Here is a 14,439-nt window from a genome sequence, read left to right on the forward strand (position 1 = left end):
GGCGTCGGCCGAAACGGAGAAACCGGAATGACAGAGGGAACTGCGGCCGTGCGCCGCCGGATGCAAGCGCGGCTGGCCTATTGGCTGCTGGCCTGCCTGCTGGCGCTGCCCGTTCTAGCACAGGCGCAGCCGGCGCCCGCTGCCGCCCCCGCACAGTCCGGTGAGCGCACCGTGCTGGTGATGGGCGATTCGCTGTCGGCAGGCTATGGCATGTCCGCGGCCGAAGGCTGGGTGGCCCTGCTGCAACAGCGCCTGCAGCGCGAGGCGCCGGGCTGGCGCGTGGTCAATGCGAGCATTTCCGGCGAGACCACTGCCGGCGGCGCATCGCGGATCGTCGACGCTGTCGTGCGCGAGCGTCCTGCGGTCGTGATCATCGCGCTCGGTGCCAACGACGGCCTGCGTGGCCTGCCGCTGGCGGATGCGCGCCGCAACCTCGCCCGGATGATCGGCGCGTCCCAGCACGTCGGCGCGAAGGTGCTGCTGGTGGGCATGCGGATGCCACCGAACCTCGGCGCGGACTACACCGCCGGTTTCGAGGCGAACTACGCGCTGCTCGCCGACACCTTCGACACCGCGCTGCTGCCATTCCTGCTCGAGCCGATCGCCAGCGACCGGGCGAACTTCCAGGACGACAACCTGCATCCCACGGCCGAGGCGCAGGCGCAGATCCTGGATCACGTCTGGCCGGCGTTGCAGCCCCTGCTCGACTGATCTCCGGCCGGGAGGGTCGAACCCGCCGCTGAAGCACGCCGGCGTCCGGCCCGGACCACGGGCTGGCCGCTGGCGAATCACCTGCGGGCTGTCCCGCGCGGCGCGGACGGGCCCGTCGCGGCCCGGCCGCGCGTCACTCAGGGGATCGGCACGTCCGCGGCCCTGCTTCCGCCCAGCAGCGGATACGGATTGATCGGCTCGCCCGTCCACCATTGCCGGGCCGGGGTCAGCCGGAAGACGGCGAAATGCAGGTGCGGCGCGGCCGGATCGGCGTTGCCGGTACTGCCCACCGTGCCGAGCACGTCGCCACGCTTCACCTGCGCGCCCTCGGCGAGGCCCGGCGCATAGCCCTGCAGATGGGCGTAGTAGTAGGCGAAGCGACCACTCGGCTCGAACTGGTAGATCGTCAGGCCGCCGGCGTCGCTGGTGAACAGCTTCTCGATCGTCCCATCGGCCACCGCCACTACCGGGGTCCCGGCGGGCGCCATGATGTCGAGCGCCTCGTGGCGACGCTCGCTGCCGCGGGCTTCGTCGAAGGTGTCATGGATATCGGCAAGGGTGATGCCCTGCACCGGCAGCAGCAGCCCCTCCGTCGCGGGGGACGGGGTCGGGGCGACGGGGGGGGCGGACGGCGCCGGGGCAGGCGCGACGGCGAGCCGGTCCGGGAGCGGCGCGGGCGCCACCACGGCGTCCGTGGTCTCGACCTGCGTCGGGTTCCGCTCGATCAGCGGCGCACCCTGCCGCAGCCACCACGCGACATTGACCAGTACCAGCACCGCGACCGCAATCAACGCGATCCAGAGTCCAGGCCGACGCATGGTCTATTCCTCGAGGCTTGCGGCCATGCCCGGCTTGACCACCTCGGCAAGGCGGCGCGCGCTCCAGTTGGTCATGCGGATGCAGCCATGCGACTGGGTCTTGCCGATGTTCGCCGGCTCCGGGGTGCCGTGGATGCCGTAATGCGGCTTCGACAGGTCGATCCACACCCTGCCGACCGGATTGTTCGGGCCCGGCGGCAGCACCGCCTTGGCATGCGAGGGATCGGCATCCCAGAACAGGTCGGGGTTGTAGTGGAAGGTCGGGTCGGTCGCGACGCCTTCGATCTTCCACTCACCCACCGGCAGCGGGTCGTGCTCGGAGCCTGTGGACGCCGGGAACTGCGCGTACACCTTGCCGGCAGCGTCCAGCAGGCGCACCACGGAATCGGACTTGCTCACCACCACGCGCGCCGGCTCGGCCAAGGGAGCGGCGTCCGCGACGTTGGGCACGACGATGCGCGTGCCGGCGGTGAACTCCGCATCCGGATTGAGCCTGCGCAGCAGCGCGGGCGATGCATGGAAGCGCTCGCCGAGCGCCTCGGTGACATTCTCGTAGCCGAGGGCGTCCTGCTTCGACTGCGCCATCATGTCGTCCGGAATCTGCGCGAACGGTCCGGCGACATCCTCGGCGGTCAGGGTGTAGGGGGCCAGTGCAACCGCGTCGCCCTCGGTGAGCGCAGCCCAGGTCCGGTCATCGAGCTCACCGGTGGCCTCCAGGCCGCGATGGCGCTGGAAGCCGGCAATCGCCCGCGTGGTGTTGGTGCCGCCACGGCCATCGATCTCGCCAGGCGAAAAATGCATCCGATCGAGCAGGATCTGGACCCGCAGCAGGGCCGCATCGCCGGCATCGGGCGCTGCGTTATTGACGGCTTCGGCGGTCAGTGCGCCCGTCGGCTGCGTCTCCGACGGCTGCGAGGCGGGTGTCTGCGCCCCTGCCGGGAGTGCGGCGACGATGGCGAAACTGCAGACCAGTGTGGCTGCACTGCGAATCCATGGATGGGTCATGCGGGCTCCTCGGGTACGGTGTGCGCGCATCCTCCCGGGCGCACCGCGCCGGACGCGTGAAGCCGGCAGCTCGCATTCAGCCGTGCGGGCAGTTGAGCAGCGGTGAGTTCGCGCGCCAGTCGGCATCGGCGGCGTAGGCGAACAGCAGTTGGCCGTCCTTGAGCGAATCGATCACCACGCGCGCCACCTCGCTGCGCACCGCCGGACAGCCGAAGCTGCGTCCGAGCCTGCCCTGGCGCTTCGCCTGGGCCGGGTCGACGTAGTTCGCACCGTGCATAACGATCAGACGCTCGCGTGCACGCCCGTTGAATCCGGGCTCCAGCCCATCCATCCGCATCGAGTAGCCGTTGCCGCCGACGTAGGTTTCCGCGGTGCGGAACAGTCCCAGGCTGGACTTGTGGCTGCCGTCGACGTCGGAGAAGGCGGTGGCCAGATTCTCGCCACTGCCGCGCCCGTGCGCCACATGTTCGGCATGCAGCAGCCGCCCGGCCGCGACGTCGAACACCCACATCCTGACTTCGGTCGAGGGTCGCGAGTAGTCGATCACCGCCAGTCGCTCCCCGACATCCCCGCTGCGGGCCGCGCAGGTACGCGCCTGGAGCGCGAGTGCGAGCACCCGCCGGTCGAGCGACGGAGCCGCCTGGGAAAGCCGGTCCAGCGGACCGGCGGCCTTCGCCGGCGCCGCCATCAGCAGCGCCAGGAACATCAGGGTCGAACATAGAACAGAACGCATGGGGAGAAGACTAACGGGTGCCAGATGACCGCCCGCAGACCGGCCGATCCAATGCGCCCACGCCGCAGGGCCTGCACTGCCGCCCGCGCTGGGCTGTTGCGCCAGGCCGGCTCGGCCGATTCAGTCCCACCCCGCGGGGGCGCGGCGATGGATTCGACCGCGATTCGAAGGCCAGGCCGTGCACGAGGTCGCGGCCGGCGCGGTGCCGATCGAGCCGCCTGCGTACCGGTCGATGGGTCGCCGCCACGCCGTCACAGCGGCCGAGCCGCGCGTGCCGGGCAGCGCGGACGATGCCGATATCCCGCCGATTTGAGCACCTGTTAAGCGCCTCGGGCGCACAATTGGCGTCTGTCCGTGTTCCTGGACGCACGCCACACTGGGAGAATCCGGATGAACCGACGTTCCCTGTCCCTGCTCCTCGCCGCTGCGCTCACGGCCATTTCCGCGCCGGTGCTTGCCCGCAGCGACGTCACCGATCCCGATCTTCCACGCAGCCTGCCGGCAGACAGCCCGGTCGCGGTGCAGTGGACCGATCCCTCCGCGTTCTCCGACATCCGCCTGAGCGGCAATAGCTGGGAGGCGCGCCGGGGCGACTGGGTGGAACAGATCGCCTATTACATCCGCCAGCGCGCGGAACGCCAGCTGCCCGCGGGCGATACGCTGGACGTGACCATCCGCGACATCCGCCGCGCCGGCATGTACGAGCCGTGGCAGGGACCGCAGATGGACGATGTGCGGATCATCAAGGACATCTACCCGCCGCGGATCGACCTCGATTTCGTGCTGCGCGACGCCGACGGCAACGTGATTGCCGAAGGCTCGCGTGAACTGCGCGACCTGGCCTTCATGCAGCGCGGGCCCGCGGGCATGAGCAGCGACTCGCTGCGCTACGAGAAACAGCTGATCGACGACTGGCTGCGCCGGGACATCAAACCCGCGCTCGCGCAGCACTGAGTTACCCGACGCATGGAACGCGGCCGCGCGCACGTATGGATCCGCCGCGAATCGGGGCCCCGCTCGACGCGAATGTCCGCGCGATGCATGGGCCGGACCGCACGCGCGGCTATCATCCTCGCCGGGCGATGGGCCCGTGCGCAGGTTGGCCATGACCGTATATGTCGACGATGCGGTGCACCTCTGGCGTGGCGAACGCTGGGCGCACCTGATGGCCGACACGCTGGATGAACTGCACGCCTTCGCATCGACCCTCGGCATGCCGCGCCGGGCGTTCCAGGACCGCGCGAGCGGCGCGCACTACGACGTCACCGCCGCGATGCGCGATCGCGCGATCGCACTTGGCGCAGTGGCGATCTCGCGCCATCGCGACCGCGCACTGGTCCACGCGGTGATCGCCAACGCACGCAGGCAGGCCGGCGTCGAAACGCGATAGCGGCCGGGGATGAAGCATGCGCGCCGCGGCGGTATCCTGCGCGCACATTCCCAGTCGCCACCCAGACCATGACCGATACGCCGCCCGACCGCCTGTCCAACGATCCGCGCAGCCCGCACTACGACGAGGCCGCGATGAACCGTGGGATCGGCATCCGCTTCAACGGCAACGAGCGTCGCGACGTCGAGGAATACTGCATCAGCGAAGGCTGGATCCGCGTGGCCGCGGGCCGTGCGCTCGACCGGCGCGGCCAGCCGTTGACGGTGAAGCTGCGCGGGACCGTCGAACCCTATTTCCACCTCGACGCCTGACACCGTCGGCGCGCCCGGGAGATTCCGATGCAGTACCTGCTGCTGGTCTACACCGACGATGCATTGCTCGACGGCCTGGGCGAAGGTGAATTCGACACGATGATGCGCGGCTGCCTCGAGCATGCCGATGCGCTGCGCGCACAGGGCACCCTGCTCGGCTCCGAGCAGCTCGAGCACGCCAGCACCGCCAAGACGGTGCGCACCCGCGGCGGACGCACCCAGGTGTTCGATGGCCCGTTCGCCGAGACCAAGGAGATGCTCGCCGGCTTCAATCTGATCGAAGCCGACAGCGAAGAGGACGCGCTGCGCATCGCCCGCGAGCTGCCGTGGGCCCGCACCGGCAGCATCGAGGTGCGGCCGGTGCGTGATATCGCCCAGGTCCGCGCGCGCGTAGGCGCCTGATCCGCGTCCCGCCTTCCGCCGACAGACGGACCAATCCGGGCAGGCGCGACAGCAAGCCGCTGCCCATCCTGTCGCCGGATCCGGCGGCGGGACCTACAGCAGCCCGTCGCGCTTGATCGCCAGATAGCGTTGCACCAGCGCGGCAGGCAGCTCGTCCCCGGTCACATCGAGCACGCCGATGCGGTGGTTGCGCAGGGCATCGTGGGCGGCCTTGCGCTGGGCCAGATAGCGCGCGGTGGCACCGGCGCGGACCGCATCGTCGTGGTCGTGCACGTCGGCGTCGAGCATTTCGTCAAGCGCGCGCTCGCGCAGGGAGGCGACGACGACCAGATGCCGCTTCTGCAGCATGCGCACCGCAGCGAGGACGTCGTCGATGTCCTCGTCGCGCAGGTTGGTGACCAGCATCAACAGGCCACGCCGTCGCTGGCGCCGCGACAGCTCGGTGGCCGCGGCGAGATAGTCCGTCGCCACCGGCTGCGGTTGCAGGTCATGGCTGACCCGCAGCAGGGTATCGATCGCAGCCAGGCCACGCTGCGGCGCCATCCAGCGACGCTCGCCGCCGGTCGCCAGCAGGCCGACCGCGTCCCCCTGGCGCAGCGCGAGATACGACACGACCAGCGCTGCGTCGAGCGCCTGGTCGAAATGCGACAGCGCGCCGTCCTGGGCCAGCATGCGGCGGCCGGTATCGAGCACCACGACCAGCTGCTGGTTCTTCTCGTCCTGGTATTCGCGCGAGATCAGCTTGCGCGCGCGCGAGCTCGCCTTCCAGTCGATCCGGCGCAGGCTGTCGCCCACCCGGTATTCGCGCATCTGATGGAAGTCGGTGCCCTCGCCGCGACGGCGCTTGATGTGGGCACCGACCAGGCGCGAGGCGCGATCGGCGCTGAGCAGGGCGAAGCGGGTCAGCGGCGCGAAGTTCGGGAACACCCGCACCTGCCTGCGCGTGCCGGCCTCGCGCCGCTGTCGCCACAGGCCCAGTGGCGAGCGCAGCCGCAACTGCACGCCTTCGAACTGCGCCGGCCCGCGCATGTCCGGCTGCAGGGTGTAGTCGACGCGGGCGACGGTGCCGGGCACCAGCCGCAGCGCGCGCGGCAGGCCGTCGACGTGCCAGCCGGGCGGATGCAGATCGAACACTTCGACGTGCTGCGCCTTCGCCCCGCCGTCGATATGCAGCGACACCGGCCGCGCGATACCGATCGGCCAGGCGTCCGCCATCGAGCGCACGACATCGGGTGTGGGGCGGCGCACGAGCATCGCCAGGTCGGCGATCGACAGCAGCAGCAGCGCGCTTCCGAACAGCTGCCATGGCGGGATCGCCGGCGGCCACAGCGAGGCCGCGACCCCGCCCAGCCCCCAGACGGCGAGCAGAACGATGAGCGCCATCGTCGGCCTCATCCGCGCGCCTCCCGGCAGTGGCGGCGCAAGGCTGTCACCTGCGCGGCGCGTCCACCCGCGCGAGCAGGGCCTGCAGCACCTGGTCGGCGTCCTGGCCCTCGATCTGCAGTTCCGGGGCAAGCGCGATGCGATGGCGCAGCGCCGGCAGTGCGATCTCGCGGATGTCGTCGGGGGTGACGAAGTCGCGGCCCGACAGCACCGCCTGCGCACGCGCCGCGCGCACCAGCGCCAGGCTGCCGCGCGGGCCGGCGCCGAGCGCGATACCCGGCCAGGTGCGCGTGGCCGCTGCGATGCGTACCGCGTAGTCGATCACCGCTGCGTCCACGACCGTCGCCGCGGTGCCCCGCTGGAGCGCGACGATCTCGCCCGGCTGCAGCACCGTGCCGAGCCGGGAGAGGTCGAAATCGGCCGCGACCTTGCCGCTGCTGATTGCCGTGATCATCGCCACCTCGTCGGCGTGCCGGGGGTAATCGATCAGCACCTTGAGCAGGAAACGGTCGAGCTGCGCCTCGGGCAGCGGATAGGTGCCCTCCTGCTCGACCGGGTTCTGCGTGGCCAGGGTCATGAACGGCGGCGCCAGCTCGAAGCTGTGGCCCTCGATGGTCACCTGCTGCTCCTGCATCGCCTCGAGCAGCGCCGACTGGGTCTTGGCCGGCGCGCGGTTGATCTCGTCGGCCAGCAGCAGGTTGGTGAAGATGGGGCCGCGGCGGACCACGAAGGTCTCGCTCCGGGTGTCCCACACCGCATGACCGCTGACGTCGCTGGGCATCAGGTCGGGGGTGAACTGCACGCGGGCATAGCCGCATCCCAGCACCGCCGACAGTGCACGCACCAGCAGCGTCTTGCCGAGGCCCGGCACGCCCTCGATCAGCACATGGCCGCCGCCGAGCAGCGCCACCAGGATCTGGTCGAGCACCTCGGGTTGGCCGATGAAGGCCTTGGAGACCTCGTCGCGGACCGCGGCGACGCGTTCGGCGAGCGCATCGCCGGCGATCGGCGCGGGTGGAGGCATGGGCAGTTCGGTCATGGTCGAGCTCTCATGGGGTTCGTCCTCACAGGTTCTTTCGCATCTGGATCAGGCGGGCGATGCGCTGGCGGAAGGCCTTCGCATCATCGGGCGCCGGCGCCTGCAGCGCCTGGCGGACGTCGCGCGGCGCCACGCCGGTGCGCCTGGCGATGGCGTCGATGCCGGACTCGCCTTCGAGCGCCGCAGCGAGCGGATCGCGTCTGCGCAGCCGCTCGACGAATGCGGCGCGCACCGCGTCGTAGAGCAGCGACGCACGGCCGTAACGCACCAGGTGCGCGCCGCTGGCGGTGACATGTTCCAGCAGCGCACGCCGCGCGACCGGCGGCGCCGGCAGCATCGGGCCCAGTCGCTGGGTGCGCATCCACAACCAGGCGAGCAGTGCGAGCAGCAATGGTCCCCAGGCCATCCATCCGCGGGTGAGGATCTGCAGCCACAGCGGCGGCACGGTTGCCGCGTACACCAGATGCACGGTGCCCTCGCCCCAGTTGGGGCCGAGCAGCTGCCGGGTCAGCAGCGCGTGCGGCGGTTCACGCAGGTCGCCGTTGCGCATGAAGTCGAAGTCGGCGAGCACGTCCACCGTGCCCGCGCCGTAACCGAGACGGGCGAATACCAGGCCGTCCTCGCCGCCGTCGCCCCAGCTCAACTCGGGCTCCGCATCCACCAGCAGGAAGCGCCGGCCGCGACAGAACTCCACGTGTCCCTCCTGGCCGGTGACCAGCAGCGGTTCGCAGCGGGTCGGGCCCTCGACCGTGCGCACGCCCAACCGCGCAAGCAGATCCCGGGCGGGCGCGGCCTCCGCGCTGCGGCGCGGCAGGGGCGTACGAACAAGCAGATGGCCACCGCCGTCGACCCAGCGCAGCAGCGCTTCGATTTCCGATGGCTGCAGTGCCCTGGGGTCGCTGTAGAGCAGCAAGGTGTCGCGCGGCCCCAGCGGAACCCGCGCCAGCTGCAGCCGCTGGCGCGACTGTGCCGGCAGCCCTGCGGCGGTCAGCGATTCGCGCAGGGCATAGAGGGGGTTGTACGCGGCCTCGCCGCGCGGCGGCAGGTCCTCCGACTCGTCGACCCGCTCGTGGGTGTGCAGGAACCAGCCCACGGCCAGTGCGACGACCAGCAGGCCCAGCAGCCCCAGCCCGATGCGCGTCGGCCTGCCCATCAGCTGCGCCATCCGAAACGTGGGGCGAGGCGCGCGAGCAGGGCCTCGAGACCGGCCTCGTCAGGCATCCGCTGTCCGTACGCGGCCTGCTGCCAGACGCGCACCACGGCGGCGAACGCGTCGCGGTCTCCGGCATCGGGCATGCGCCGGGCCGCGCGGAGGCATTGCGCTTCGGTGGCGCCGGGCACCAGCGTGACCCCTGCACGCGTGGCCATCGCCTCGACACTGGCGCGATATAGCAGCGCCAGCGCGCGCCGGCGCCATCCGTCGTTCCACAACCGGCGCACCGAGGCGACCAGGTCCGTCGGCAGTGCCTCGGGCAGCAACGGAGCCTCCTCGACGACGATCTCGCGTGGCTCGCGCACCGGCCCGATGGTCTCGCGCATCCACGGCCACCAGTGGCGAGCGGTCGCCGCCAACACAGCGGCCAGGATCGCCAGCAGGATCCACAGGCCGTATTCGGCGAACAGCGCCAGCACCCGCGCGATCATGGCCAGTACGCCCGCATCGGGATCGGAGCCGGGGGCCTGCGCGGCCTCGTCCTTGCGCTGCCAGCGGGTGACGACACGCTTGCCGTCGAGCAGCGGATCGGCGTAGGCGCGCTCGACGGCGCCGGCGAAGGCAGGGTCGTCCTCGACCGTGGCGAAGACCTCGGGCAGCGTCGGCCGCTGCGCCTCGTCCTGCGCCTGGCCGGCGGCGCTCTGGCGGGCATCCGCGGCCAGTTCCCCGTTCCTGGTGCCCACGTCCTCGTCCGACCGGTGCGGTGGGGCGCCGATCGTTGGTCCGGTTCCGCCCGCCGCCCCGTCGCCCGTTGCCGGCGCCTGGGCATGCGAGGCCGACATCGGCGCCAACAGCAGACCGGCCAGCAGCAAGCCGAGCATCAACGTGCCCGCAGGCGCCAGGCGCGCGCGCAGACGCCGGAACGCGATCTCGAGATCCCAGGCCTCCAGCTGGGTGCGGCGGTTGAGGTAGAGGCCGAAGCCGGCGCCGATATAGAAGGGTTCGATCAGCCCCAGCGCCAGCCAGAACGCCAGGTTGCCCAGCAGCTGGATCCAGCGCGGCGGGTGCTCGCTGACCAGGGCCCACATCGCCCGCGCCGACTCCGACAGCAGTTCGGTCGGCACGAAGATCAGCACCAGCACGCCGAGTGACACCAGCAGGGTCAGCACGAACAGCTGGCAGATGACCGTCAACAGCAGCGCATGACCGCCGATGCCGTCGGCCAGCAGCCGGCGACGCTGCGCGAGTGGTGGCCCTGCAAGACCTTCCAGCAGATCGACCGGCAGGGTCACCGCCCGCCACGGACTCGGGCGCCGCCACGTCAGATGGCCCAGCAGGGGACGCCAGCCCCAGCGCAGCAGGGCGGCGCAGGTCGCGCGGACCCCGGGCGCGGGCCCGAACACCGCGCGCGACAGTACGAACAGCGGCGCGCGGTCGAACACCGGCAGCAACCACCACATCAGCAGCGCCGCAAGCCACAACCGGTCGAGCGCCCAGCCCAGTGCGTTGAGCGCGATGAACACCGGCAGCCCCAGGAGCAGCGAGGGCCCCCAGATCGCGCGCGCATGCCGGCGCACCAGCGCGTTGCCCAGTTCCATCGCCTCCCACGCGCTGCGCGGGCGCAGTTCGACCTGCACGCTGTCAACGCGCATCGGCCGCCCCGCGTCCGCCGCGCCACAGCCACAGCCCGGTCAGCAGCCACAGGCCGCCGCCGACCCCGAACCGGATCGGGTCGGGCATGGCAACGGTGGACGACCAGAACGCTTCGACGAACGCGGCGAACACCAGCATCGCGAGGATGCCCACGCACAGCCGCCCGCCATCACGCCCGGCCCGGACGAGCGCGTCGATGCGGCGCAGCTGGCCCGGCGCGACCAGTGCCAGCCCCAGGCGCAAGCCACCGGCACCGGCGATGACGATCGCGGTCAGTTCCGGCGCCGAATGTCCGACGACGAAGCGCCAGAACGGCCCGCCGTGGCCGATCGCCTGCAGGTGCCCGGCCACCGTGCCGATGAACAGCCCGTTGAAGATCAGCACGAAGATCGTGCCCACGCCCGCCAGCAGACCACTGGCGAAGGTGCGGAAGCCGATGCTGACGTTGTTCCAGATGTAGTAGCCGAACATCTGCATGTCGGTCTGGCTTTCGCGGGTCATGCGCGCGGCCAGGCGCGCCGGGTCGTACATGTCCTCGACCTGCGCCAGCTGCTGCGGCGACATCACGCCGTAGGCCAGTTCGGGCCACTGCTGGATCAGCACGAACATCAGCAGCAGCGGCAAGCCGAACAACGCGAGCGACGCCCACAGGCAGCCGCGTTGCGCGCGCACCAGGCGCGGAAAATCGGCAAGCAGGAAGCGCAGTGCATGTCGCCACGGCGTCGGCGCCGGCCGATAGAGCACGTTGTGGCCACGCTGCATCAGCGCCTGCAGCCGCGCGGTCACCTGCGGGCTGTAGCCGCGGCGCCGGGCCAGCGCCTGCTGCTGGCACAGCCGCCGGTAGTGCGACGGGACGTCCTCGTCCGCGAGACCATCCCACTCGCCACGGCGCCGACGCGCCCGGCGCGGACTGGCGGCGCGCGCATCGAGCCAGCGCTCGAACGCGTCCCACTCGGCCTGGTGCCGCGCGACGAATGCATCCTGCTTCATGCGCGCCGCCCCAGCAGCCAGTTGGCCACGCCGAGCAGGCGCCGCACCCCGGCCTCTCCGCGCGCGCCGGTCAGCGGCGCCACGATGTCGGCGAGTTCCTGCTGGCGCTCGCCGGTCAACGCATGGGCACGTTCGGCGAACGCGACCACCGCCACCTGTTCGTGCGCCTGCAGCGGCACCGCGGGCGCGCAGGGCGCGAATGCCGGCGCATCGACGTGCGTGCGCTCGCGCGGCGCATGGATCACCAGGGTGCCGGCGACCATGTCGCCCAGCCGGCGGCTCCACGGGTCCGCCAGGCTCGCCACCAGTCCCGCGCCGTAGCCGAACGGCAGCATGTCGACCGTGCGCATCAGGTTGCGGATGAAGCTGGCCATCCAACCGATCGGCGCGCCGTCGACCGACACCACGCGCAATGACAGTGCCCGCTTGCCCGGCGTCTGGCCGCTGTAGAGCGCCTCGAACACCACCGGATAGCCCCAGAACACGAGGAAGAGGGCGATCAGGTACAGCCCGCTGCCGAAGCGGCCCAGCAGGCCCAGCACGATCGAGATCGCCATCAGCAATGCGGCGCGGATCGCCAGGTCGATCAGCCAGGCCAGCGCGCGCGGCACCGGACCTGCCGCCGGCAGCCGCAATGCGACGCCTTCGGGCGTGTGCACCTCGCGGACGGTGTCGAGCATCAGGCGCCGCGGCTCCCTGCCGTCCTGCGCCCTCGCGCATCGTCCGTGTGGTGGCCCATGCCGTCGTCCCTGCCCTGCACCTGTGGCTCAGTCCACCAGCGCGCCGAGGTATTCGTCCTTGAGCCGCACGTAATGCGCGGCGCTGTAATGCAGGCCCTCGATCTGCGCGTCGTCGAGCCGGCGCACGCAGCGCGCGGGATTGCCGACCCACAGCTCGCCTTCGCCCACCACCTTGCCGGGCGGCACCACGGCGCCGGCCGCGATGAAGGCGTGCCGGCCCACCACCACGCCATCGAGCACCAGCGCGCCCATTCCGATCAACGCCGCATCGCCGATCGTGCAGGCATGGATCACCGCCTTGTGCCCGATCGTGACGTCACAGCCGATCAGCGTCGGGAAGCCGCCGAGCTTCGCATGCGGGCCCGCGTGACTGACGTGGATCACGCTGCCGTCCTGCACGCTGGTGCGCGCGCCGATGCGTACGTGGTTGACGTCGCCGCGGATCACCGTCGCCGGCCAGACCGACACGTCGTCGCCGAGCGTCACGTCACCGATCACCGTTGCGGCGGGGTCCACATAGACGCGCGCGCCAAGGGTCGGGGACTGCCCCCGGAAGGATCTGAGGTTCATGGCCGCAGTATGCCTCGCGCCCCGCAGCCTGGCTTGCCCGCGCCGCTAGACTGGGGCGATGGATGCCCCTCGCCTGCCTGAGCCCACGCCCGCCTGCACCCTGCGGCCGACGCTCGACACCCTGCGCGCCGCCTGGCGCGCGCGGCGCCCCGATGCCGCCCAGCGCCGCGACGATCTCGCTCGGCTGCGCGCCGCGTTTTCGCGTCGGTTCGACGACATGGCCGATGCGATCTCGGCCGACTTCGGCCATCGGGCGCGGCCCGAATCGCTGATCGCCGACGGCATGAGCGTGCTGTCGGAGATCGATGCGCTGCGCCGGCAGCTGCGCGCCTGGATGCGCCCGCGCAGGGTCGGCGCCGGATGGCGGCTGTGGCCGGCGCGCGCGCAGGTGCGGCACGTGCCGCTGGGCGTGGTCGGCGTGATCGCCCCGTGGAACTATCCGGTGAACCTGGCGCTGATTCCGCTGGCGACGGCGATCGCCGCCGGCAACCACGTGTTCCTGAAACCGTCGGAACATACCCCGCGCAGCAGCGCGTTCCTGTGCGAACTGCTGGCCGAGGTGTTCCCGGCCGACCGGGTCGCGGTTGCGCTCGGCGATGCCGACATCGGCGCCGCGTTCGCCGGCCTGCCCTTCGACCATCTGGTCTTCACCGGGTCGACCGCGGTCGGGCGCAAGGTCATGGCCGCCGCCGCGCCCAACCTCACGCCGCTGACCCTCGAGCTCGGCGGCAAGTCGCCGGCGATCGTCTGTCCCGGGTATCCGCTGGACAAGGCCGCGGCGCGGCTGGTCACCGGCAAGCTGTTCAATGCCGGCCAGACCTGCATCGCGCCCGACTACGTGCTGGTCGACGCGGCGCGCCGCGACGCCCTGCTCGAAGCGCTGCGTTTCGAGGTGCGCGGTCGCTACGCCGATCCCGCAGCGCGCGCCGCCGACTACACCCACATCGCCAGCGACAGCCAGCATGCGCGCCTGACCGCACTGGTCGACGACGCCCGCGCACGCGGCCTGACCGTGCTGCCGCTGCTCGAGGTCGAAGGGGCGCGCGCATTCGCGCCCACGCTGGTCGTGGACCCCGGTAACGATGCTGCGTTGATGCAGGAAGAAATCTTCGGCCCGGTGTTGCCTGTTCTGTCCTATCGCACGCTCGACGAGGCCATCGTCTTCGTCGAGGCGCGCGATCGTCCACTGGCGCTGTATCCCTTCGGCGATCGCGCGCAGGTCGAGGCGATCCTCGCGCACGTCGTCGCGGGCGGCGTCACCGTCAATGACACTTTGCTGCACTTCGCCGCGAACGGATTGCCGTTCGGCGGCGTCGGTGCCAGCGGCATGGGCGCGTATCACGGCCGCGCGGGTTTCGACGCGATGACCAAGGCGCTGCCGGTGCTGTGGCAATCGCGCATTGCTGTTACCGACCGGCTGCGGCCACCGTATGCGCGCGTCGCCAGGCTGGTGGACTGGCTGGTGCGTTGAACTCGGGCGGGTCACCGCGAGGAGCGTTGCCCATGGCTCGATGGGTTGCCATCAGGGTCATGGAGGCGCG

16 protein-coding genes are annotated in these 14,439 nt (G+C 71.2%); 6 read left to right on the forward strand and 10 right to left on the reverse strand.

Going from position 1 to position 14,439, the window contains the following annotated elements:
• Window positions 1-27 precede the first annotated feature (27 nt).
• Window positions 28-711: an arylesterase gene (locus tag EGK76_RS13215; RefSeq protein ID WP_123832916.1), complete on the forward strand. Its 684-nt coding sequence runs from the start codon at window positions 28-30 to the stop codon at window positions 709-711.
• 137 nt (window positions 712-848) lie between these two features.
• Here EGK76_RS13215 and EGK76_RS13220 read toward each other — a convergent pair whose 3' ends face one another.
• The 3 genes from EGK76_RS13220 to EGK76_RS13230 all read right to left on the reverse strand — a co-directional run bounded on the left by EGK76_RS13220 (window position 849) and on the right by EGK76_RS13230 (window position 3,240).
• The gene (locus EGK76_RS13220; RefSeq protein ID WP_123832917.1) at window positions 849-1,529 is read right to left on the reverse strand and encodes a M23 family metallopeptidase; all 681 of its coding nucleotides are present in this window, start codon (window positions 1,527-1,529) and stop codon (window positions 849-851) included.
• Between the two features lie 3 nt (window positions 1,530-1,532).
• Window positions 1,533-2,534, reverse strand: a complete 1,002-nt coding sequence (locus EGK76_RS13225; RefSeq protein WP_123832918.1) for a L,D-transpeptidase — start codon at window positions 2,532-2,534, stop codon at window positions 1,533-1,535.
• A 76-nt stretch (window positions 2,535-2,610) separates the two neighbouring features.
• The gene (locus EGK76_RS13230; protein WP_233580312.1) at window positions 2,611-3,240 is read right to left on the reverse strand and encodes a murein L,D-transpeptidase catalytic domain family protein; all 630 of its coding nucleotides are present in this window, start codon (window positions 3,238-3,240) and stop codon (window positions 2,611-2,613) included.
• Between the two features lie 411 nt (window positions 3,241-3,651).
• Between EGK76_RS13230 and EGK76_RS13235 the strand changes: the two genes are divergently transcribed.
• The 4 genes from EGK76_RS13235 (at window position 3,652) to EGK76_RS13250 (ending at window position 5,370) form a co-directional block, all read left to right on the forward strand.
• Entirely contained in the window at window positions 3,652-4,221 is a 570-nt protein-coding gene (locus tag EGK76_RS13235; protein ID WP_179948230.1) for a DUF3016 domain-containing protein, read from the forward strand.
• Window positions 4,222-4,372: 151 nt separating this feature from the next.
• On the forward strand, window positions 4,373-4,657 hold the full coding sequence (locus EGK76_RS13240) for a DUF4031 domain-containing protein (protein WP_123832919.1): 285 nt from the start codon (window positions 4,373-4,375) through the stop codon (window positions 4,655-4,657).
• Window positions 4,658-4,725: 68 nt separating this feature from the next.
• On the forward strand, window positions 4,726-4,968 hold the full coding sequence (locus EGK76_RS13245) for a DUF3297 family protein (protein ID WP_096296474.1): 243 nt from the start codon (window positions 4,726-4,728) through the stop codon (window positions 4,966-4,968).
• A 27-nt stretch (window positions 4,969-4,995) separates the two neighbouring features.
• The gene (locus tag EGK76_RS13250) at window positions 4,996-5,370 is read left to right on the forward strand and encodes a YciI family protein (RefSeq protein ID WP_123832920.1); all 375 of its coding nucleotides are present in this window, start codon (window positions 4,996-4,998) and stop codon (window positions 5,368-5,370) included.
• A gap of 93 nt (window positions 5,371-5,463) precedes the next feature.
• Here the strand turns inward: EGK76_RS13250 and EGK76_RS13255 are convergent, their stop codons facing one another.
• The 7 genes from EGK76_RS13255 to EGK76_RS13285 all read right to left on the reverse strand — a co-directional run bounded on the left by EGK76_RS13255 (window position 5,464) and on the right by EGK76_RS13285 (window position 12,898).
• Entirely contained in the window at window positions 5,464-6,765 is a 1,302-nt protein-coding gene (locus tag EGK76_RS13255) for a DUF58 domain-containing protein (protein ID WP_123832921.1), read from the reverse strand.
• A gap of 34 nt (window positions 6,766-6,799) precedes the next feature.
• Window positions 6,800-7,792, reverse strand: a complete 993-nt coding sequence (locus EGK76_RS13260) for a MoxR family ATPase (protein WP_123832922.1) — start codon at window positions 7,790-7,792, stop codon at window positions 6,800-6,802.
• Window positions 7,793-7,817: 25 nt separating this feature from the next.
• Entirely contained in the window at window positions 7,818-8,945 is a 1,128-nt protein-coding gene (locus tag EGK76_RS13265; protein WP_123832923.1) for a DUF4350 domain-containing protein, read from the reverse strand.
• Window positions 8,945-10,597, reverse strand: coding sequence for a DUF4129 domain-containing protein (locus tag EGK76_RS13270; RefSeq protein ID WP_123832924.1), 1,653 nt, complete (start codon window positions 10,595-10,597; stop codon window positions 8,945-8,947). Before EGK76_RS13270 ends, EGK76_RS13265 begins: the two co-directional genes overlap by 1 nt.
• Complete coding sequence (locus tag EGK76_RS13275) at window positions 10,587-11,588, reverse strand: stage II sporulation protein M (protein WP_123832925.1); 1,002 nt, start codon at window positions 11,586-11,588, stop codon at window positions 10,587-10,589. The genes EGK76_RS13270 and EGK76_RS13275 overlap by 11 nt, the downstream gene beginning before the upstream one ends.
• The gene (locus tag EGK76_RS13280; protein WP_096296480.1) at window positions 11,585-12,268 is read right to left on the reverse strand and encodes an RDD family protein; all 684 of its coding nucleotides are present in this window, start codon (window positions 12,266-12,268) and stop codon (window positions 11,585-11,587) included. Before EGK76_RS13280 ends, EGK76_RS13275 begins: the two co-directional genes overlap by 4 nt.
• A gap of 87 nt (window positions 12,269-12,355) precedes the next feature.
• Entirely contained in the window at window positions 12,356-12,898 is a 543-nt protein-coding gene (locus EGK76_RS13285) for a gamma carbonic anhydrase family protein (RefSeq protein ID WP_096296481.1), read from the reverse strand.
• Window positions 12,899-12,956: 58 nt separating this feature from the next.
• Here EGK76_RS13285 and EGK76_RS13290 point away from each other — a divergent pair, with 58 nt between their 5' ends.
• The gene (locus EGK76_RS13290) at window positions 12,957-14,369 is read left to right on the forward strand and encodes a coniferyl aldehyde dehydrogenase (RefSeq protein ID WP_123832926.1); all 1,413 of its coding nucleotides are present in this window, start codon (window positions 12,957-12,959) and stop codon (window positions 14,367-14,369) included.
• Window positions 14,370-14,439: the final 70 nt, after the last annotated feature.

It is taken from the genome of Luteimonas sp. 100069 (assembly GCF_003813845.1).
Lineage (GTDB): Bacteria > Pseudomonadota > Gammaproteobacteria > Xanthomonadales > Xanthomonadaceae > Luteimonas > Luteimonas chenhongjianii.

Bases quoted from the DNA above. Each gene is read 5' to 3' on its own strand.
- EGK76_RS13215 (WP_123832916.1), top strand. From the start codon at position 28: ATGACAGAGGGAACTGCGGCCGTGCGCCGCCGGATGCAAGCGCGGCTG.
- EGK76_RS13220 (WP_123832917.1), bottom strand. From the start codon at position 1,529: ATGCGTCGGCCTGGACTCTGGATCGCGTTGATTGCGGTCGCGGTGCTG.
- EGK76_RS13225 (WP_123832918.1), bottom strand. From the start codon at position 2,534: ATGACCCATCCATGGATTCGCAGTGCAGCCACACTGGTCTGCAGTTTC.
- EGK76_RS13230 (WP_233580312.1), bottom strand. From the start codon at position 3,240: ATGTTCCTGGCGCTGCTGATGGCGGCGCCGGCGAAGGCCGCCGGTCCG.
- EGK76_RS13240 (WP_123832919.1), top strand. From the start codon at position 4,373: ATGACCGTATATGTCGACGATGCGGTGCACCTCTGGCGTGGCGAACGC.
- EGK76_RS13245 (WP_096296474.1), top strand. From the start codon at position 4,726: ATGACCGATACGCCGCCCGACCGCCTGTCCAACGATCCGCGCAGCCCG.
- EGK76_RS13250 (WP_123832920.1), top strand. From the start codon at position 4,996: ATGCAGTACCTGCTGCTGGTCTACACCGACGATGCATTGCTCGACGGC.
- EGK76_RS13255 (WP_123832921.1), bottom strand. From the start codon at position 6,765: ATGAGGCCGACGATGGCGCTCATCGTTCTGCTCGCCGTCTGGGGGCTG.
- EGK76_RS13260 (WP_123832922.1), bottom strand. From the start codon at position 7,792: ATGACCGAACTGCCCATGCCTCCACCCGCGCCGATCGCCGGCGATGCG.
- EGK76_RS13265 (WP_123832923.1), bottom strand. From the start codon at position 8,945: ATGGGCAGGCCGACGCGCATCGGGCTGGGGCTGCTGGGCCTGCTGGTC.
- EGK76_RS13270 (WP_123832924.1), bottom strand. From the start codon at position 10,597: ATGCGCGTTGACAGCGTGCAGGTCGAACTGCGCCCGCGCAGCGCGTGG.
- EGK76_RS13275 (WP_123832925.1), bottom strand. From the start codon at position 11,588: ATGAAGCAGGATGCATTCGTCGCGCGGCACCAGGCCGAGTGGGACGCG.
- EGK76_RS13280 (WP_096296480.1), bottom strand. From the start codon at position 12,268: ATGCTCGACACCGTCCGCGAGGTGCACACGCCCGAAGGCGTCGCATTG.
- EGK76_RS13285 (WP_096296481.1), bottom strand. From the start codon at position 12,898: ATGAACCTCAGATCCTTCCGGGGGCAGTCCCCGACCCTTGGCGCGCGC.
- EGK76_RS13290 (WP_123832926.1), top strand. From the start codon at position 12,957: ATGGATGCCCCTCGCCTGCCTGAGCCCACGCCCGCCTGCACCCTGCGG.